General features: G+C 69.9%; 15 protein-coding genes and 1 rRNA gene. 7 read left to right on the forward strand and 9 right to left on the reverse strand.

Annotated elements, in window-relative coordinates; genetic code table 11:
• A 16S ribosomal RNA gene (locus ACQE3L_RS14985) occupies positions 1–110 on the reverse strand; the annotation flags it as partial.
• Between the two features lie 439 nt (positions 111–549).
• Here ACQE3L_RS14985 and ACQE3L_RS14990 point away from each other — a divergent pair.
• Positions 550–891: a helix-turn-helix domain-containing protein gene (locus ACQE3L_RS14990; RefSeq protein WP_426964668.1), complete on the forward strand. Its 342-nt coding sequence runs from the start codon at positions 550–552 to the stop codon at positions 889–891.
• A 1-nt stretch (position 892) separates the two neighbouring features.
• On the opposite strand, the gene ACQE3L_RS14995 is transcribed toward ACQE3L_RS14990, so the two are convergent.
• Both ACQE3L_RS14995 and recJ read right to left on the reverse strand, forming a co-directional pair.
• On the reverse strand, positions 893–1,618 hold the full coding sequence (locus tag ACQE3L_RS14995) for an RAD55 family ATPase (RefSeq protein ID WP_426964669.1): 726 nt from the start codon (positions 1,616–1,618) through the stop codon (positions 893–895).
• A gap of 99 nt (positions 1,619–1,717) precedes the next feature.
• Positions 1,718–3,139, reverse strand: coding sequence for a RecJ family nuclease (recJ, locus tag ACQE3L_RS15000; protein WP_426964670.1), 1,422 nt, complete (start codon positions 3,137–3,139; stop codon positions 1,718–1,720).
• A gap of 144 nt (positions 3,140–3,283) precedes the next feature.
• Between recJ and ACQE3L_RS15005 the strand changes: the two genes are divergently transcribed.
• A complete protein-coding gene (locus tag ACQE3L_RS15005) occupies positions 3,284–4,573 on the forward strand; it encodes an O-acetylhomoserine aminocarboxypropyltransferase/cysteine synthase family protein (RefSeq protein ID WP_426964671.1) in 1,290 nt (429 codons plus the stop codon).
• Positions 4,570–5,916 (forward strand): homoserine O-acetyltransferase MetX, encoded by a 1,347-nt coding sequence (metX, locus tag ACQE3L_RS15010; RefSeq protein ID WP_426964672.1) that lies wholly within the window; start codon positions 4,570–4,572, stop codon positions 5,914–5,916. The genes ACQE3L_RS15005 and metX overlap by 4 nt, the downstream gene beginning before the upstream one ends.
• A gap of 525 nt (positions 5,917–6,441) precedes the next feature.
• Here metX and mdh read toward each other — a convergent pair.
• Together mdh and ACQE3L_RS15020 are read right to left on the reverse strand one after the other, a co-directional pair.
• Positions 6,442–7,356, reverse strand: a complete 915-nt coding sequence (mdh, locus tag ACQE3L_RS15015; protein ID WP_426964673.1) for a malate dehydrogenase — start codon at positions 7,354–7,356, stop codon at positions 6,442–6,444.
• A gap of 148 nt (positions 7,357–7,504) precedes the next feature.
• On the reverse strand, positions 7,505–8,797 hold the full coding sequence (locus tag ACQE3L_RS15020) for an O-acetylhomoserine aminocarboxypropyltransferase/cysteine synthase family protein (RefSeq protein ID WP_426964674.1): 1,293 nt from the start codon (positions 8,795–8,797) through the stop codon (positions 7,505–7,507).
• 169 nt (positions 8,798–8,966) lie between these two features.
• Between ACQE3L_RS15020 and ACQE3L_RS15025 the strand changes: the two genes are divergently transcribed.
• Complete coding sequence (locus ACQE3L_RS15025) at positions 8,967–10,085, forward strand: 60S ribosomal export protein NMD3 (RefSeq protein WP_426964675.1); 1,119 nt, start codon at positions 8,967–8,969, stop codon at positions 10,083–10,085.
• A 104-nt stretch (positions 10,086–10,189) separates the two neighbouring features.
• Here ACQE3L_RS15025 and ACQE3L_RS15030 read toward each other — a convergent pair whose 3' ends face one another.
• Positions 10,190–10,384, reverse strand: a complete 195-nt coding sequence (locus tag ACQE3L_RS15030) for a DUF7317 family protein (RefSeq protein WP_426964676.1) — start codon at positions 10,382–10,384, stop codon at positions 10,190–10,192.
• A 446-nt stretch (positions 10,385–10,830) separates the two neighbouring features.
• On the opposite strand from ACQE3L_RS15030, the gene ACQE3L_RS15035 reads away from it, so the two are divergent.
• Positions 10,831–11,958, forward strand: a complete 1,128-nt coding sequence (locus ACQE3L_RS15035) for an ORC1-type DNA replication protein (protein WP_426964677.1) — start codon at positions 10,831–10,833, stop codon at positions 11,956–11,958.
• 78 nt (positions 11,959–12,036) lie between these two features.
• A complete protein-coding gene (gene rpiA, locus ACQE3L_RS15040) occupies positions 12,037–12,855 on the forward strand; it encodes a ribose 5-phosphate isomerase A (protein ID WP_426964678.1) in 819 nt (272 codons plus the stop codon).
• A 240-nt stretch (positions 12,856–13,095) separates the two neighbouring features.
• On the opposite strand, the gene ACQE3L_RS15045 is transcribed toward rpiA, so the two are convergent.
• Positions 13,096–13,395, reverse strand: coding sequence for a DUF6432 family protein (locus ACQE3L_RS15045; RefSeq protein ID WP_426964679.1), 300 nt, complete (start codon positions 13,393–13,395; stop codon positions 13,096–13,098).
• Positions 13,396–13,665: 270 nt separating this feature from the next.
• On the opposite strand from ACQE3L_RS15045, the gene ACQE3L_RS15050 reads away from it, so the two are divergent.
• Positions 13,666–14,106 carry a DUF5790 family protein gene (locus tag ACQE3L_RS15050; RefSeq protein WP_426964680.1) on the forward strand — a complete coding sequence of 147 codons (441 nt, stop codon included), beginning with the start codon at positions 13,666–13,668 and terminating at the stop codon, positions 14,104–14,106.
• Between the two features lie 15 nt (positions 14,107–14,121).
• On the opposite strand, the gene ACQE3L_RS15055 is transcribed toward ACQE3L_RS15050, so the two are convergent.
• Together ACQE3L_RS15055 and ACQE3L_RS15060 are read right to left on the reverse strand one after the other, a co-directional pair.
• Positions 14,122–14,868 (reverse strand): creatininase family protein, encoded by a 747-nt coding sequence (locus ACQE3L_RS15055; protein WP_426964681.1) that lies wholly within the window; start codon positions 14,866–14,868, stop codon positions 14,122–14,124.
• A gap of 524 nt (positions 14,869–15,392) precedes the next feature.
• Entirely contained in the window at positions 15,393–17,330 is a 1,938-nt protein-coding gene (locus ACQE3L_RS15060) for an ABC transporter ATP-binding protein (RefSeq protein ID WP_426964682.1), read from the reverse strand.
• Positions 17,331–17,336: the final 6 nt, after the last annotated feature.

Raw genomic sequence — 17,336 nt, forward strand, 5'->3', positions numbered from 1 at the left:
GTAGTTTGGCCACGTGTTACGGAGCTATATGCCACGAGTCTGAACTCGTGCAACTAGCATGGCTAAATCGGACCCCGATAGCAATGGCCTCCGGCAGGATCAACCGGAATGGTTCCTTCACACCTGGTTCCCGGTGTGAAGGGGGTATGGCGGATTGAACCAGTTAGACTGGTTCGCACCATTGCATGGTCCGTGTTCGGGTCACACGCGAAAGCGGGTGACACCGAACGTCGTTGGCTCACATCAGATCCCGTCTTACGGCGGACCGCAGGGACGGGGTCCTCATCTCTTCGGATCTAACAGTATCGCCGGGTTTCTATTAAACCCGTCGAACGAGTTCCGCTGAGGCACGGGGTCACACGCCGCATCGTCGGGGGGACCTCGCGGACGCGGACCGGGAACGAAAGCGGCGGGCAGCGTCCGCGGCCGTCGAGCGGCCGACTCCGCCTCCGCAGTATCAGCCCCGATATCGGCGGACGGCCGATTTCGCCGGGGAATCGGGGTATCCAGTATACTTTTGGCGAGGGGAATCAAAGTAGATATTCACGAATGGAGGGGGAGGAGCTGATCTCGATCCTCGGGAACAAGTACAACACGGAGATTCTGAGCGCCGCCGGCGAGCCCAAGTCCGCCAAGGAGTTCAGCGAGCAGCTCGACGTCCCCATCGCGACGTGCTACCGGCGCATCGACGAGTTGGAAGAGGCCGAACTGCTGGAGCTTCACGACCGAACGCTCTCGGAGGACCGCCGGCGTGTGAAGGTGTATCGGCGATGCGTCGACGAGATCGACCTGGACTTCCGGAGCGGACTGACCGTCGAGGTGACCGAACGGACCACGGTCAAAGACCGGCTTGACGACGTGTGGCGGCAGCTCTCTTCGGAGTCGGACTGAGTCAGAGTGAATCCTCGGACCGCCCCATCATCGAGAAGCCGCCGGCGCGGTCGTGGACCGTGATCCCCCCGTCGCCGATCTCCATCGGGAAGATGTCCGTGTCGATGGCCTGTTTCCGCATCTTCGCCACCCAGACGTATCGGTTGACCCCGGAGTCGGTGGGCGTCTGAATGAAGTAGATGTTGCCGTCCGTGAGGAAGTTCTCCAGCCCGACTTCGGTGTCCGGGAAGACGGCGCCCTGCTCGTTTATCAGCAGCGAGGTGAGGCCGTTCGACTTGAGGATGTCCGAGAACTTCAGCAGGGAGGTCCGTTGCTCGCGTTCGCTCTCGAAGAACAGCTGAAACATCGACAGCGAGTCGAGGACGAGGCGGTCGAAGGAGCCGTCCGCGACCGTCTCCAGCAGCTTGTCGACCGCCTCCGAGAAATCCTCCTCACGGAGCATCTCGCGTTTGTCGTGGATCACGATCTCCCCCGCGTCCACGAGGTCGGAGAAGTCGTCGAACCCGACGGACGCGGCCGCTTCCTCGATGTCCGAAGCGTTCTCCTCGAAGGAGACGTAGACGCCGCGTTCGTCGTGTTCGGTCGCGCCCGCGTGGAGATACTGTATTCCGAAGATGCTCTTTCCGGTGCCCGGGTTCCCGGAGACGAGCACCGTCGAGCGTTTCGTGATGCCGCCGTTGAGGATCGCGTCCAGCCCGTCGACCCCCGTCGAGACGAGTTCACTCATTCGGTCTCACCTGTGGGGGCGACGTACATAAGCCCATGCCGCGCCGGCCCTGGCGACGGTTCGGTCCCGGTCTTCGGCGGGACGGACCGGCCGTCGTCCTCAGCCGAGTTGCTCGCCCACCAGCTCGTCGGCGGCGGTGAGGAAGCCGCGGCGCTCGCCGGTCGGGATGGTCGCGCCCGCGGCCACGTCGTGGCCGCCGCCGTCGCCGCCGACGGACCGGCTGGCCTCCCGCATCACCGCCGAGAGGTCGAGGCCCTGGCGAACGAGTCGGTGGGAGCCGCGGGCGGAGACCTTCAGCTCCTCGTCGTTCTTCTCCGCGAACGCCACGATGGGCTTGGAGCTATCGACGGCCGGCGACCCCACGGCCATGCCGGCGACGATGCCGACGATCGTCTCGCGGATGCGGGTGCCGGCGTCGAACCACTGGAGGTGGTCCTCGTGCGTGACGCCCTCCGTCTTCACCCACTGGAGCCCCTCGGAGAGGTTCCGGCGGTGGTTCCGGAGGAGGCTCCGGGCCTCCGCGAGCGCGTCGTCGCGATCGCCCAGACACACCGCAAGCCCCACGTCGCCCCGCTCGTAGCGGGCGGTGGCGTTGAGCAGCGTCGAGAACTCGCTCACGTCGCGGAGCTCGGTGCCGCGCTCCTCAGCGACCAGCGTGTAGGAGGTGCCGACGAGGTCGTTGACGCGGTCGGCGGGGACGCCCGACGAGACCGCGCGCTGCATCAGCGCGGAGACGAGGGTGCGCCGCTCCTCGTCGTCTAAGTCCACCCACCGCCGCCAGTCGCCCCCCTGCTTCAACTGCAGGTCGAGGCCGGAGAGGAAGGAGATAGCGCCCGCCTCGTCGTTGGAGACCCCCGGGATCCCAGCGTCGGTGGCGTACTCCAGCAGCTTCGGGAGCGGGCGAGTCTGGCGGCCGTACAGCGCGAGGTCGGTTCGCGTCTCGAGCACGCCGGCCTCGACGGCCTCGGCGACGATCCCTTCGTTGGCGCCGGTGAGGCCGTCGTCGCCGTCCTGCATGTCGCCGACCGCGCCGACGACGGCGAGCGCGGCGAGGTCGCGGTTGTCGCCGCCGTCGGGTTCGAGCGCGCGGGCGAGCACGTAGCTCGCGCCCGCGCCGGACAACTCCGAGGAGCCGTCGAGGCCGACCAGCAGCGGGTTGAGGTGGAACTCGGTCGCGGCGTCGGCCGGCTGGTGGTGGTCGGCGATGACGGGGGTGAAGTCGCCGGCCGCCTCGTGGGCGGCGATGACGTCGAGCTGTCCCGACCCGAAGTCGGTGAACAGCACGGTGTCGTAGTCGCGGGCGGCGATCCCCGCGATAGAGGCCTCGTCGAGCTGCTTCTCGAAGACGACCTCGTGGTCGATCCCGGCCCGGGCGAGCGCGGTCGTGGCGACCGCGGCGCTCGTGATCCCGTCCGCGTCGATGTGGGAGGCGAGCAGCACGCGGTCGGCCTCGCGGAGCCGATCCGCGCAGGCGGCCGCGTCGGCGGCGAGTTCGGGAACCGGGGGACCGGCGACGGACATGAGCGGCAGTAGGCGCGTCACCGGGGATAAACCCACGCTTCGGCGGAGGCGAGCCGGCGCGGCCGACCGCGTTCCGTCACCGCGGGCGGCAGGCGTTGCCGTAACTGACGGTTATAGACGTGTGGAGATATATGCGTACTACACATGACCAGAGGGTTCAGGACCCGGAGCCTCCACGCCGGGACCGATCCGGATCCGTCCACGGGCGCGCGAGCGACGCCGATTCATCAGACGACGTCGTTCGTCTTCGAGGACGCGGACACGACCGCGGAGATGTACGCGCTGCGCGCGGACGGCCACATCTACTCGCGGCTCTCGAACCCCACCGTGGGGGCGCTGGAGGACCGGCTGACGGACCTGGAGGGCGGGTCGGGCGCGGTCGCGACGGGGTCCGGGATGGCGGCCATCGACGCCATCACGACGGTACTCGCCCGCGCGGGCGACAACGTGGTCGCCAGCTCGGAGATGTACGGCGGCACCTCGGCGTACCTCACCTCGATCGCGAGCCGGCGCGGCGTGGAGGCCCGGCTCGTCGACACCCTCGACTACGACGCCTACGAGGCGGCGATCGACGAGGACACCGCCTACGTCCACGTCGAGACGATCGCCAACCCCTCGCTCGTCACGCCGGACTTCGAGCGCCTCGCCGACATCGCCCACGACCACGCGGTCCCGCTGGTGGTCGACAACACGTTCGCGACCCCCTACCTCTGCCGGCCGGTCGAGCACGGCGCGGACGTCGTCTGGGAGTCGACGACCAAGTGGATCACGGGCAACGGAACGACCGTCGGCGGGGTCGTCGTGGACGGCGGGACCTTCCCGTGGGACCACCCCGAGGCCGACTACGACGAGCTGTCGGGCCAGTCGCCCGCGTTCCCCATCGACTTCACGGAGCAGTTCGGCGACGCCGCCTTCGCGAACGTCGCCCGGCAGCGCGGCGTGCGTCCCACGGGCGGCCAGCAGTCGCCGTTCGACGCGTGGCAGACGATCCAGGGGCTCAACACGCTCCCCCTGCGGATGGACCGCCACTGCGAGAACGCCCGGGAAGTCGCCGAGTTCCTGCGTTCGGACGACCGCGTCGACTGGGTCACCTACCCCGGGTTCGAGGACCACCCCACCCACGAGAACGCGAGCCGGTACCTGGAGGGCTACGGCGGCATGGTCACCTTCGGCGTCGACGCCGGCTACGAAGCGGCCAAGACGCTGTGCGAGTCGGTCGAGCTGACGAGCTTCCTCGCGAACGTCGGCGACGCGAAGACGCTGATCATCCACCCCGCCTCCACGACCCACGCGCAGATGACCGAGGAGGAGCAGGTCGCCGCCGGCGTCTACCCCGACATGCTCCGGCTCTCCGTGGGCATCGAGGACCCCGAGGACGTGATCGCCGACCTCGACGCGGGGCTCGCGGCCGGGGAGGAACGGCCGGAGACATGAGCGCCCCGCACGCGGATCGCGGCGTCGCGGCGCTCGGCGAGTTCGAGTTCGCCTGCGGGCAGTCGGTGCCGAACCTGCGGGTCGCCTACGAGACCTACGGCGAGTTCACCGGCGACAACGCAGTGTTGGTCTGCCACGCCCTCACCGGGTCGCAGAACGTCGCACGTACGCCGAGCGCGGCCGGGCGCGGAGCGGACGAGGACGCGGACGCTGCGAACGGCACCGCGAGCGAAGACGGCGACGGCAAGGCCGGACAGGCCCGCGCGTGGTGGGACGACGTGGTCGGCCCGGGCAAGGCCATCGACACGACCGAGTACTACGTGGTCTGTGCGAACGTCCCGGGCTCCTGTTACGGCTCCTCCGGCCCAGCCAGCGAGCGCCCCGCGGACCTGGACCTGGGCGACGACGAGCCGGACCACGACCGGTGGGGGGCGCGGTTCCCGCCGGTGCAGGTCGAGGACTGGGCGCGCGCGCAGCGGGAACTGCTCGACCACCTCGGCGTCGGCCGCCTGCACGCGGTCGTCGGCGGGAGCGTCGGCGGGATGAACGCCTTGGAGTGGGCCAAGCGCTACCCGGACGACGCCGACTATGTGGTGGCGCTGGCGGCCGCGGCCCGGCTCGACCCGCAGTCGCTCGCGCTGGAAGCCATCGCGCGCCGCGCCATCCGCGCGGACGACGCCTGGAACGGCGGCGACTACTACGGCGACGACCGGCCCGACCCGGACGACGGCCTCGCCATCGCCAGACAGATCGGTCACGTGATGTACCTCTCGAAGGCCTCGATGGCGCGGAAGTTCGGCCGGCGGTCCGCGGGCCGGGACTCCCTCTCGCGGGAGGAGGGCGGCCTGGGGCTCCCCGAGAACCCGGCCGCGACGTTCTTCCCTTACCGCGAACTGGAGTCGTACCTCGACTACAACGCGGCGGGGTTCGTGGAGCGCTTCGACGCGAACAGCTACCTCTACCTCACCAGAGCGATGGACGAGTACGACCTCGCGGCGGGGTACGGCTCCGACGCGGACGCGCTGGCCGCCTTCGAGGGCGAGGCCCTCCTGGTCTCCTTCACCGGCGACTGGCACTTCACCGTCGGCCAGAGCGCCGAGGTCGCGGACGCCTTCCGCGCCTCCGAGGTCCCGGTCGCGCACCACGTGGTCGACTCGGACCACGGCCACGACGCGTTCCTCGTCGAGCCGGAGTCCGTCGGTCCCCCGGTCGCGGACTTCCTCGAGGAGGGCGTCGAGGGGCGGTCCGTGACCGATGCCGCGGAAGCCGACGAGCCGGCCGACGCGACGGAGGAGAACCCCCACGCGCCGGTCCACTCCAGCCTGTTCGGCAGTCCGGACTGACCTGTTCGAGAAAAATCCCCCCCCCCCCCGGCTGTCCCACGTCCGGCGCGCGCCGCGGCGACCGCGGAGCGTGTCGCCGCGACTGCGCGAGGGAGGGGCGGGCGCGGCCGCGATGCCGTGCGGGGCTGTGCGGTCCCGCGGCCGCTCCCGGCCCGAGGTTGGGGAGGTGAGAGGCCACGCTTGCCTGACAGCCGGTGTGACGAATCACCGAACAGCCGGCCGCGACGACTTCTCGGACAGAAACCGCCCTGGCGTCTCCGGCGCGCTACTGCACGCCGGAGGCTCGCGAGACGCGGTTTGTCTCGCGGCGGACTGAAAGGGGGAGGCCGGTCGCGCCGAAGGGGAGTCGCTGCGTCGACCCCTATCCGCGCCGGGCTGTGTGGAGAGGCGCGGATATGTCGCGCAGCGACCGCGAGCGGCCGAGGGCTTTCTGAGCGTTACCGACGAGCGAAGCAGCACGCTCGATCACTCAAAAACCAGCGTACAGCGAGCGGTCAAGACGAAAAGCCGCGAACGGCGAACGGTCTACGCGATCTCGTCGTACTGCTCGGAGAGCTTCTCGGCCGCGTCGTCCATCAGGTCGCGCTCGTAGTCGTCCAGCTCCCACTCGACGACCTCCTCGATCCCGTTCGCGCCGAGCTTCGCCGGCACGCCGAAGGCGGTGTCCTCGTAGCCGTACTCGCCGTCGAGCACCACCGAGCAGGGGAGCACCTCACCGGTGTCGCGGACGATCGCCTCCACGGTGTGGGCGACGCCGGTCGCGGGCCCCCACTGCGTGGCGCCCTTGCGCTCGATGACGTCCATCGCGGACTCCTGGAGGTCGCCCAGGATCGCCTCGCGCTCGTCCGCGTCGAACGTCGGGTCGCGACCGTCGACGCGAACCTTCGAGAACATCGGCACCTGCGCGTCGCCGTGCTCGCCGAGGATCGTCGCCTCGACGTTCCTGACGGGCGCGTCGAAGCGCTCGGAGAGAACGTAGCGGAAGCGCGCGGAGTCGAGGCGGCCGCCGAACCCGACGACCTGGTGGCGGTCGCGGTCGCCCGCCTCGTAGAGGTGGCGGTTGAGCAGGTCGACGGGGTTCGAGGTCGTCACCGTCACGAAGTCGTCGTTGTACTCGGCGAGGCGAGCGCCGATGTCCTCCATGATCGGCGCGTTGTCGCCCGCGAGGTCGATCCGGGTCTGGCCCGGCTGGCGGGGGATGCCGGCCGTGATCACGACCACGTCCGAGCCGGCGGTGTCCGCGTACTCGCCCTGCCGGACGGTCGTGTTCGAGTCGTAGGCGACCCCGTGGTTCGCGTCCGCGGCCTGCCCGACCGTCGTCTCGCGCTGGTCGGGGATGTCCACGAGCACGAGCTCGTCCGCCACGTCCCGGAGCGCGAGGTTGTACGCGGTCGCTGCTCCCACCGTGCCGGCGGCGCCGACGACGCTCACTTTCGTCATGTGCGTGAGAGGTGGGGCGCCGGTAGTGTAACCGTTTCGCCGCCGCCGTCGAGCGCTTCCGCCGCCGTCGAGCGCTTCCGCCGCTGTCGCACGCTTCCGCCGCTGTCGCACGCTTCCGCCGCTGTCGCACGCTTCCGCCGTCGCGCAGTTACTCGGTCGCCGCCGCGATGGCCGCGTCGAGGTCCGCGAGGATGTCCTCCGGGTCCTCGATCCCGACCGAGAGCCGAACCATGTCGTCGGTGACGCCCGCGGCCTCGAGCTCCGCGTCGGTGAGCTGCTGGTGGGTCGTCGAGGCGGGGTGGATGATCAGCGTCTTCGCGTCCCCGACGTTCGCCAGCAGCGACGCGAGCTCCGCGTGCTCGACGGTCGCCTTCGCGGCGTCGTAGCCCGCCTCCAGCCCGAAGGTGATCATGCCGCCGTAGCCGCCCTCGAGGTACTCGCTCGCCGCCTCGTGGGTCTCGTGGTCGGAGAGGCCGGGGTAGTTCACCCACGAGACGTCCTCGTGGTCCGCGAGGAACTCCGCGACGATCGCCGCGTTCTCGCAGTGGCGGTCCATCCGCAGGGGAAGCGTGTTGAGCCCCTGGATCGTCTGCCACGCGTCGAACGGCGACTGCTGGTTCCCCAGGTCGCGGAGACCGCGGGCGACCGCGGCGTAGGTGAACGCGGCGTCGCCGAACCGCTCCGCGAAGTTGACGCCGTGGTAGGCCGGGTTCTCCGCGGCGATCTCCGGGTAGTCGTCGGCGTGTTCGGCCCAGGGGAACGAGCCGCCGTCGACGAGCACGCCGCCGATGGTGGTCCCGTTGCCCGTGATCCACTTCGTCGTCGACTCCCAGACGAGGTCCGCGCCGTGTTCGAGGGGGCGACAGAGCGCGGGCGTCGCGAACGTGTTGTCGACGAGCAGGGGAGCGCCGTGCTCGTGGGCCACCTCGGCGATCGCCTCGATGTCCGGCGTCACGAGGGCGGGGTTGCCGATCGTCTCCAGGTGGACGTAGGCGGTGTCCTCGTCGATGGCCTCCGCGTACGCCTCGACGTCGAGCGTGTCGACGAACCGCGTCGTGACCCCCCGGCGCTCGACGGAGTGGGTGAGGTAGGTGTAGGTCCCGCCGTACAGCGACGACGCGGAGACGATGTTGTCGCCCGCCGAGGCCAGGAGGAACGTCGCGAGGTTGAGCGCGGCCATCCCCGAACTCGTCGCGACCGCGCCGACCCCGCCCTCGAGCGAGGCGATCCGCTCCTCTAAGACGCTGTTCGTCGGGTTCATGATCCGCGAGTAGATGTTGCCCGGCTCCTCCAGCGCGAACAGCCGCGCCGCGTGGTCGGCGTCGTCGAACGCGTAGGAGGTCGTCTGGTGGATGGGCGTCGCCCGCGACCCGGTCGTCGGGTCGGGCTCGGCGCCGGCGTGCAGGCTGCGCGTCGCGAACCGCTGGCTGTCGTCTGCCATGTCTCCCGCATGGGTCGCACGGGTCCTAAAGGCGCGCTCGCCGCCATTCCCTGCCGGTGGCGCGGAGATCGCCGAACCGGTTCGGTCGCGACCGGAGGCGCCGGCGGCGACGGACCGCGGACCGGGCGTTCGGTCCGCTTAAACGCCTCACGCGCGTACGGAGGGATCAATGACCGAGTCCCGCGAGTTCTGTCCCCGCTGTGGCGACGCCGTTCCGGAGCGCGCGGAGCCGCTCCCCGGCGCGCCCCGCGAGCGGGACGCGAAGCTCTGTGACGACTGCTACTTCGACGACTTCGAACTTGTCGACGCCCCCGACCGGCTGGAGGTGCTGGTCTGTTCCGGCTGCGGCGCGGTCCACCGCGGCAACACGTGGGTCGACGTGGACGCCCGCGACTACACCGACGTGGCCGTCGAGGAGACCGCCGAGGCGCTCGGCGTCCACCTGAAGGCCCGCGAAGTGGAGTGGGGCGTCGAACCCGAGCAGGTCGACCAGAACAACATCCGGATGCACTGCCACTTCTCGGGGATCGTCCGCGGCGAGCTCCGCGAGGCGGACGTGACGGTCCCGGTGAAGATCTCGCGCGGCACCTGCGACCGCTGCGGGCGCATCGCCGGCGGCTACTACGCCGGGATCGTGCAGATCCGCGCGGACGAGCGCGAGCTCACCCCCGAGGAGCGCGCCGAGGCCGTCGAGATCGCGGAGTCGTACGTCGCCGACCAGGAGGGCGACGGCGACCGCGAGGCGTTCATCACGGAGATCAAGGAGACCGACGAGGGGCCGAACATCAAGGTCTCGACCAACCGCATCGGCCAGAACGTCGCCTCCCGGATCACCGACGCGCTCGGCGGGTCCTTCGAGTCGTACCCCACGCTCGTCACCGAGGACGGCGACGGAAACGAGGTGTACCGCGTCACGTTCGCGGTCCGGCTCCCGCGGTTCGCGCCCGGCGAGATCGTCGACCCGGACGACGGCGACGGCCCGGTGCTCGTCACCGGCGTCTCGGGACGACTGAAGGGTGTTCGGCTCGACTCCGGTGAGGCCTACGAGTCGGCCTTCGACGAGGGCGAGGCGCCCGAGGCCGACCGCCTGGGCGAGCACGCGGACGCCGAGGAGACGACCGTCGTGACCGTCGAAGACGAGAACGCGGTCCAAGTGCTCGACCCCGAGACCTACGAGGCGCGGACGGTCGCGAACCCCGAGTTCGTCGACGAGGACGCCGACACCGTGCGGGCGTTCAAAACGCGCGCCGGCGACCTCCACCTCGTCCCCGAGAACGCCGAAGAGTAGGTCGCCGACGCCGTCGCTGTCCGACGCGAAAGAGGAAAAACCGCCTACCGGCGCTCCGACCGATCCGGTCCTCCCAAAACCCCGATCGGGAGCGTCAGCGACGCTCAGTCCGCGCTCGCGGGCGAGGTGTCGCCGCCCAGCGCGCGGGCGCGCTCGGACTCGGCGACCTCGATGCCGTGCCGTTCGAGTTGCTCCACGAACTCCGCCTCCGAGAGGCCCGCCTGCGCGGCCGCCTGCGAGAGCGTCAGCGTTCGCGCCCCGTACAGCGTCATCGCGCTCGACAGCCCGTTGGATGCCATATCCACCGGTCGAGCGTGAGGGAACATGAAGGTTACTATCCCCTTGAGGGGGTTCAAACACCTATTACGATAATAGGTGACAGACAAGAACCGCGGACTCGTTGGCTCGGGTATAAGGTCGCGGCCGGGGGCACGACACAGGAGTTATGCGTCTCCTCGGCGGTAGGTGGCGCATGGACAGACAGCAGATCATCGCGCTGTTCTTCGCGTTCCTGATGGTCAGTTCGATGGTCGCGTGGGGCGTCTCGGTGCTGTAGCGGCGGGTCCCGCGACGGCGGCCGGTCGCGGACGGGCAAGAGTGCCCTCGCCACTCCCGCCGAATCGAGCGGCGTGATAGTGAAACCGGACTTCCCTCCCTCGCGCGATTCGCGGCGTCGATCGGCCAGTTTTACTTCCGCCCCGGGCCCGGGGAACGGTTAAGTGCGCGGCCGGACGTGGTGTAGGTGATGACCGGCGACCCCGACGACGGGATGCTCTCGTGGGACGAGTCCGTCTTCCGCGACGAGCACGTCTTCGAGATCGACTACATCCCGGAGACGTTCAAACACCGCGAGAGCCAGCTGGAGAGCCTCAAGTACGCGCTCCGGCCGGCCGTCCGCGGGTCGCGGCCGCTCAACACGATGGTCCGCGGGCCTCCCGGAACTGGGAAGACGACCGCCGTGCAGAAGCTGTTCGGCGAGTTGAGCGCCCAGACCGACGTGCGAACCGTCCGCGTCAACTGCCAGGTCGACTCGACGCGCTACGCCGTCTTCTCCCGCCTGTTCGAGAGCGTCTTCGACTACGAACCCCCCTCCTCGGGCATCTCCTTCAAGAAGCTGTTCGGGCAGATAACCGACCGCCTCGTGGAGGACGACGAGGTGCTCGTGGTGGCGCTCGACGACGTGAACTACCTGTTCTACGAGAACGAGGCCTCGGACACCCTCTACTCCCTGCTCCGCGCCCACGAGGCGCACTCGGGCGCCCGCATCGGCGTCATCGTCGTTTCCTCGGACCTCTCGCTCGACGTGATCGAGGAACTCGACTCCCGCGTGCAGTCGGTGTTCCGGCCCGAGGAGGTGTACTTCCCGGTGTACGACACGACCGAGATCTACGACATCCTCCGCGAGCGCGCCGACCGCGGCTTCCACGAGGGCGTCATCGACCGCCCCGAGCTGGAGCGCGTCGCGGAGCTCACCGGCGAGAGCGGCGACCTCCGGGTCGGGATCGACCTGCTCCGCCGGGCGGGGCTCAACGCGGAGATGCGCGCCTCCCGGACGGTCGCCGAGGAGGACGTCGAGGACGCCTACGAGAAGTCGAAGTTCGTCCACCTCTCGCGGTCGCTGCGGGGGCTCTCCGACTCCGAGCGCGCGCTCGTGGAGACGCTCGCGGAACACGACGGGAAGCGCGCCGGCGAGGTGTACGAGGCGTTCCACGAGGCGACGGACCTCGGCTACACGCGTTACTCCGAGATCATCAACAAGCTCGACCAGCTCGGCGTCATCGAGGCCGAGTACGCCGAGGTCGAGGGGCGCGGCCGGTCCCGCGAACTCTCCTTAGCGTACGACCCCGACGCCGTCCTCGACCGCCTGCGCTGAGTCGCCGCCGGCGGGGACCACCCGCCGCCCGCCGCTCGCCCGCCGCCCTTTTTGAACCCCGACGCCGTCCGCGGACGTATGAAGACCACCGGCGGCACCGAGGCACAGAAGCGCCGCGCGGGCGAGTCGGCCGCTGAGCAGGTGCGCGACGGGACCGTGGTCGGACTCGGCACCGGCTCGACGGCGGCCCACGCCATCCGCGCCATCGGCCGACAGGTCGACGCCGGCCTCGACGTGCGGGGCGTCCCGACCTCCTTCGCGGCCCGCGAGCTGGCGCGCGAGTGCGGAATCCCCCTGCTCGACCTGGACGAGGCGGTTGGCCCGGACGCGCCCGGCATCGACCTCGCCATCGACGGCGCCGATCAGGTGGCGTTCGGGGAGGGCGCCGAGGACGGTGCGGACAGTGACGACGAGAACGCCGGCGGCGAGGATGATGCGGACGGCGCCGATGACGACGCGAACGCCGCCGACGCCCCGGCGCTGATCAAGGGCGGCGGCGCGGCCCACGCTCGCGAAAAGTCGGTCGACGCCGCGGCCGACCGCCTGCTGATCGTCGCGGACCCCTCGAAGGTGACCGACGCGCTCGACCGGTCGGTCCCGGTGGAGGTGCTCCCGGCCGCGCGGACGACCGTCGCGACCGCGGTCCGGGCGGCGGGCGGCGAGCCGGCCCTTCGGACCGCCGAGCGCAAGGACGGCCCCGTGGTGACCGACAACGGCAACTTCGTGCTCGACTGCGAGTTCGGCACGATTTCGGCGCCCGACGACCTCGCGACGACGCTCGCCCGAACTCCCGGCGTCGTCGAACACGGCCTGTTCGTCGGCCTCGCGGACGAGGTCCACGTCGGCACCGACGAGGGCGGCGAGGTGCGGCGATACGCGCGATCGCGCGACCGATAGCGAGACGGGGTCCCGCGAGTCGATCAGCAGGTGTCCGGTCGTCGAGCGAGCGTGCTCCCGGGTTTGCGTCCATCACCCAGAAAGCCCCCGCCACCGGCGGGTTCTCAGCGGGATGTCCGCGCCTCTCCGGCGGACGAGACGACACGCCTCTCGCTGGCCTGAGGGTGAGGAGCGCAGCGAAGCCCGGCGCGGTCGAACCGGCTGGGGCCTTCTGGATGGCGCTGAGCAGCAGAGTCCGCGTTACAGTCCGAGTTTGCGGCGGAGCGACTCGAAAAATCCGGGGCCGTCGTCCTCGTTCGCGTCGGGGTCGGGCACCACGCGGTCGTGGGGGTAGATCCGGAGCCGTGAGTCGCCCTGCTCGACCGTGATCAGTCGGTCCTCCTTCAGCGCGCTCAGCGCCTCCTCGACCCGGTCGATGTCGGCGTCGACGGCGGCCCGGAGCTCGAACACCGTCATGCCCTCCTCACCGCGGTCGACCAGCGCGTCGAGGAGCGCGACCTCGACGTCCGGCCGGTCCCGGAATTCCGCCTTCGCAGCCATGGTCGGGGTATCGACGCGACGGGGTTTACGTGTACCGGCGAGAGCACGCGGCCGATACCTCGACCGCTCCCGGCCGGTCGCTGCGGCTGATCCACGACAGAACCCTCGGCCGGACCGCGGGTCGGAGCAGCCGAGGTCACCGACCGCGAGCGAAGCGAGGCGGAACTGGACGCCCCGCGGGCCGACTCCCACGTATCCGGGCCCCTACCGCCCGTTTTTACTTCCGATTTCGGGGTCGGCTTTAAACCCCCGCGGTACGACGTGCCACGCATGAGTCAGGCGACGTTCGACGACGACGACCTGTTCGGCGAGGCGGCCGCGGAGGTCCGCGACGAGGTGGAGGGCCACCTCGCGGAGGCCCGCGCGGAGCTCCCCGGCGCGGACGAGGTGTGGGAGACCGACGCGGACAACACGCTCGGCGTGCTCAACGGCCTGAAGTCCGCCCTCGACGTGGGCGACGCGGCCGAGCACGTCCGACAGGCCAAGAAGAGCTACGTCCTCGGCGAGCGCGCGGACGCCTTCGAGGACGCCGACGACCTCGGCGCCGAGATCGACGACCTCTCCGAGCTGATCGCCGACATCGAGGACGCCGCGGACGCGGTCGGCGAACTCGCGGGGACCGTCCCCGAACTCCGCGGGTCGCTGGCGGACGCCGCCGACGCCGCCGACGCTGCCGGCGAGGACGACGACGAGGACGAGTCGGACGACTGACGACAGCCCCCCGTTTCAGCTCCGCGACGACCGCTCGACGACCGCCGCCGCCAGCTCCGCGAGCGCCTCGCTCGCGAGGTCCAACAGCTCCTCGCCGCGCGCGGCGTCCCCCTCGCGCGGGTCGCCGACCGTGCCGTTCGCCGTGAACTCGTCGCTGTCGTGCGCGAGGTTGACCCCGGAGACCCACTCGCCCCAGCGGTCAGACCCGCCCGCGGCCGCGTCCGCGACGCGCTCCTCGCGCACGAGGTCGGGATGCGTCGCGCGCAGGAGCGCGGTCTCCAGCGGGCCGGCGTGGCCCATGTCGCTCCCGTGCTCGCCGACCGCCTCGAACCAAGTGAACGCGACCGCGTAGCCGGGGTGACCGTCGTCGCGCGAGAAGCGCCGCGCGACCTCGGCGAGCGCCTCGACGTTGCCGCCGTGACCGTTGACGAGCACGACGCGGTCGACGCCGTGGTGAACCAGCGACTCCGCGGTCTCGCGCACGTACGCGCGAAAGGTGTCCGGACTGACCCACAGCGTGCCGTCGAACGCGCGGTGTTCCTCGGCGACGCCGACCGCGACCGGCGGGGCGACGAGCGCCTCGCCGCGGTCCTGATCCGAAGAGAAGGCGTCCGCGGCCGCCTCCGCCACGGAGACGGCGTTCAGCGTGTCCGTCCCGAGCGGCGCGTGCGGGCCGTGCTGTTCGGTGCTGCCGACCGGGAGAAACGCCACGCCGACGTCGGCGTCGCGGGCGTCGGTCCAGGTCGCGTCCGCGAGGTTCATAGCGGCCCTGCGCGGGCCGGCGAGTTAAAAGGCGGCAGTCGAGAAGCGCTCGACGGAACGAACGGGAATTCGGTGTGACGACGGGTCCGGGGACCGCTGCGGTGGCGCGCGCGAGAAACGCGCGCGAGGGAGGCGGCGGCCGCGGTCGCGCTGCGGTGCGTTGCGGTCGCGCGACCGCGGCCGCGGCGAGGCTGGGGAGGTGCGAGGCTGCGGTTGCGGTGCGGGGCGGGGCGGGGCGGGACTGAAAGGGGCAGCCGGCTCGATCCCGCCCGGCCGACGTAAGCACTCGCGCCGGGTTGTGCGGAGAGGCGCGAGCGCGCAGCGAGGCCCGGCGCGGTCGAGCCGGCTGGGGCTTTCTGGACGTTGCTGTCCTAAGCAGCACGATCTGCAACAGAACCGTTTCTGTATGCGGGAGAGCCGGTTGGGGCTTTCTGGACGGTACTGTCCCGAGTAGCAGGATCAACAGCAAAAACCAAAAAAGCGCCGTACAGAGTGACGACAGTGACGTTCGAGGCAGTCGCGTATCAGTCGTCGTCCGTCTCCGCGTCGACCTCGGCGGTCCGCTTCGCGGCGCGCTCGATGAACTCCTCGGGGAGCTGGTCGATCTCGCCGGCCTGCACGCCCCAGAGGTGCGCGTAGAGGCCGTCCTCGTCGATCAGCTCGTCGTGGGTGCCGCGCTCGACGATCTCGCCGTCCTCCAACACGAGGATCGTGTCGGCGTCCTTGATCGTCGAGAGGCGGTGGGCGATGGCGAAGGTGGTGCGGTCCTCGGTGAGCCGGTCCAGCGAGCGCTGGATCAGCATCTCCGTCTCCGTGTCCACGTCGGAGGTCGCCTCGTCGAGCACGAGGATATCGGGGTCCTTCAGCACCGCGCGCGCGATGGTGATGCGCTGGCGCTGGCCGCCGGAGAGCTTCACGCCGCGCTCGCCGACCATCGTGTCGTAGCCGTCCGGCAGGTTCTGGATGAACTCGTGGGCCTCCGCGGCCTTGGCCGCCTCCACGACTGACTCGTGGTCCGCCTCGAAGCTCCCGTAGGTGATGTTCTCGCGGACGGTGCCGTAGAACAGGTACGACGACTGCCCCACGTAGCCGACCGCGCGCCGGAGCGAGGGGAGGGTCACGTCGCGGACGTCCTGTCCGTCGATGCGGACCGCGCCCTCGTCCACGTCGTACATCCGGAGCAGGAGCTTCAGGACCGTCGACTTGCCGGCGCCGGTGGGGCCGACGAGCGCGAGCGTCTCGCCGCCCGGGACGGTGAAGTCCACGTCCTCGATGATCGTCTCGTCGCCGTAGCCGAAGGTGACGTCGTCGTACTCGACCTCGCCCTCGGTGACCTCCAGTTCCGCGGCGTTGCGGTCCTGTTCGAGCTTCGAGGGCTCGTCCATCAGGCCGAAGATGCGCGCGGAGGAGGCGCGGGCGCGCTGGTACATGTTGATGATCTGTCCGAACTGCGCCATCGGCCAGATGAACCGCTGCGTGTAGAGGATGAAGACGACGAACATCCCCTCGGAGAGCTCGCCCGAGAACGGGCCGGGCGGCCCCTGGAACACCCACAGCCCGCCGACGATAAACGTGAGCACGAAGCCGATACCCGCGAGCACGCGGAGGCCGGGGAAGAACTTGATCCGCGTCTCGATGGCGTCCCAGTTCGCGTCGAAGTAGTCGAAGGAGACGTCGTCGACGCGGTCGGACTCGTACGCCTCGGTGTTCGAGGACTTGATCACCTGAATGCCGCCGAGGTTGTTCTCCAGCCGCGAGTTCATCTTGCCGACCGTCGAGCGCACCTCCGCGTACTTCGGCTGGATAATGCGGATGAACGCGTACGTGAACACGGCGATGATCGGGACGGGCAACAGCGCGACGAGCGCGAGCTGCCAGTTGATCCACACCAGCAGGACGCCGATGCCGAGCACCATCACCGACATCCGGAACAGGGAGTTCATCCCGTCGTTGAGGAACCGCTCCAGGCGGTTCACGTCGTTCGAGAGGATGGACATCATCTCCCCGGTCTGCTTGTCGGAGAAGAAGTCCATGTTGAGCCGCTGCATCTGGTCGTACGTGTCCGTCCGAACGTCGTGTTGGATGTTCTGTGCGAACGCGTTGAACCCCCAGTTCCGGAGCCAGTGGAACGCGGCCCCGAGCGCGAACGCGCCGGCCAACACCGCGATGGTGAACCAGAACTGGGCGGTCTGTCCGGTCGGCAGCCACGCGTCCGGGAGGAGCACGAGCGGGATCTGCTCGTCGAACGCGGCCTCGTTGCGAAAGATCGCGTCGATGGCGATGCCGAGCATCAGGGGCGGAAGGAGGTCGAGGAGCCGGGCGAAGACGCTCGCGAGGATCCCGACGCTCACGGGGAACGTGTAGTCGCGCCCGTAGGTGAGGAACAGCCGCTTCATGGGGTTCTCGATCTTGTCCCGCTGCTCCTCGAACGGGTCGTCCTTCTCCCAGTCGGGACTACTCATCGTGCC

The organism is Haloparvum alkalitolerans, assembly GCF_050122995.1.
GTDB classification, from domain to species: Archaea; Halobacteriota; Halobacteria; order Halobacteriales; family Haloferacaceae; genus Haloparvum; species Haloparvum alkalitolerans.

Excerpts from the sequence above, each read along its gene's own strand:
- ACQE3L_RS14990 (WP_426964668.1), top strand. The coding sequence starts at position 550 with ATGGAGGGGGAGGAGCTGATCTCGATCCTCGGGAACAAGTACAACACG.
- ACQE3L_RS14995 (WP_426964669.1), bottom strand. The coding sequence starts at position 1,618 with ATGAGTGAACTCGTCTCGACGGGGGTCGACGGGCTGGACGCGATCCTC.
- recJ (WP_426964670.1), bottom strand. The coding sequence starts at position 3,139 with ATGTCCGTCGCCGGTCCCCCGGTTCCCGAACTCGCCGCCGACGCGGCC.
- ACQE3L_RS15005 (WP_426964671.1), top strand. The coding sequence starts at position 3,284 with ATGACCAGAGGGTTCAGGACCCGGAGCCTCCACGCCGGGACCGATCCG.
- metX (WP_426964672.1), top strand. The coding sequence starts at position 4,570 with ATGAGCGCCCCGCACGCGGATCGCGGCGTCGCGGCGCTCGGCGAGTTC.
- mdh (WP_426964673.1), bottom strand. The coding sequence starts at position 7,356 with ATGACGAAAGTGAGCGTCGTCGGCGCCGCCGGCACGGTGGGAGCAGCG.
- ACQE3L_RS15020 (WP_426964674.1), bottom strand. The coding sequence starts at position 8,797 with ATGGCAGACGACAGCCAGCGGTTCGCGACGCGCAGCCTGCACGCCGGC.
- ACQE3L_RS15025 (WP_426964675.1), top strand. The coding sequence starts at position 8,967 with ATGACCGAGTCCCGCGAGTTCTGTCCCCGCTGTGGCGACGCCGTTCCG.
- ACQE3L_RS15030 (WP_426964676.1), bottom strand. The coding sequence starts at position 10,384 with ATGGCATCCAACGGGCTGTCGAGCGCGATGACGCTGTACGGGGCGCGA.
- ACQE3L_RS15035 (WP_426964677.1), top strand. The coding sequence starts at position 10,831 with ATGACCGGCGACCCCGACGACGGGATGCTCTCGTGGGACGAGTCCGTC.
- rpiA (WP_426964678.1), top strand. The coding sequence starts at position 12,037 with ATGAAGACCACCGGCGGCACCGAGGCACAGAAGCGCCGCGCGGGCGAG.
- ACQE3L_RS15045 (WP_426964679.1), bottom strand. The coding sequence starts at position 13,395 with ATGGCTGCGAAGGCGGAATTCCGGGACCGGCCGGACGTCGAGGTCGCG.
- ACQE3L_RS15050 (WP_426964680.1), top strand. The coding sequence starts at position 13,666 with ATGAGTCAGGCGACGTTCGACGACGACGACCTGTTCGGCGAGGCGGCC.
- ACQE3L_RS15055 (WP_426964681.1), bottom strand. The coding sequence starts at position 14,868 with ATGAACCTCGCGGACGCGACCTGGACCGACGCCCGCGACGCCGACGTC.
- ACQE3L_RS15060 (WP_426964682.1), bottom strand. The coding sequence starts at position 17,330 with ATGAGTAGTCCCGACTGGGAGAAGGACGACCCGTTCGAGGAGCAGCGG.